Source organism: Monashia sp. HAY1-5C (assembly GCF_056755255.1).
This window is the reverse complement of sequence record NZ_JBPGXG010000329.1, coordinates 1-252: the sequence shown is the minus strand read 5'-3', so window position 1 is coordinate 252 and position 252 is coordinate 1. Positions and strand designations below refer to the sequence as shown.

Below are 252 nucleotides of genomic sequence, written 5' to 3'. Positions count from 1 at the left end.
CCCCCCCCCCCCCCCCCCCCCCCCCCCCCCCCCCCCCCCCCCCCCCCCCCCCCCCCCCCTCTTCCAACCAAAAGACGACACCCCAGATGTAGCTCCGTCTCGTGGGCTCGGAGATGTGTATAAGAGACAGGGGTGACGGTGCCGACGGGCCGGACCCCGCTGACGGCGTCGGTGTGGCCGTGGGCGGGGGTCGCGCGGCCTCGTCTCCCACGACCCTGTCTCTTATACACATCTGACGCTGCCGACGACGGA

1 protein-coding gene is annotated in these 252 nt (G+C 73.0%); it reads left to right on the top strand.

The genetic code is table 11. The features are described 5' to 3' along the window. Positions 1–113: 113 nt before the first annotated feature. Positions 114–236 (top strand): hypothetical protein, encoded by a 123-nt coding sequence (locus ACR9ZK_RS21890; RefSeq protein ID WP_481344061.1) that lies wholly within the window; start codon positions 114–116, stop codon positions 234–236. The last annotated feature ends 16 nt before the right edge of the window (positions 237–252 follow it).

Excerpts from the sequence above, each read along its gene's own strand:
- ACR9ZK_RS21890 (WP_481344061.1), top strand. The coding sequence starts at position 114 with ATGTGTATAAGAGACAGGGGTGACGGTGCCGACGGGCCGGACCCCGCT.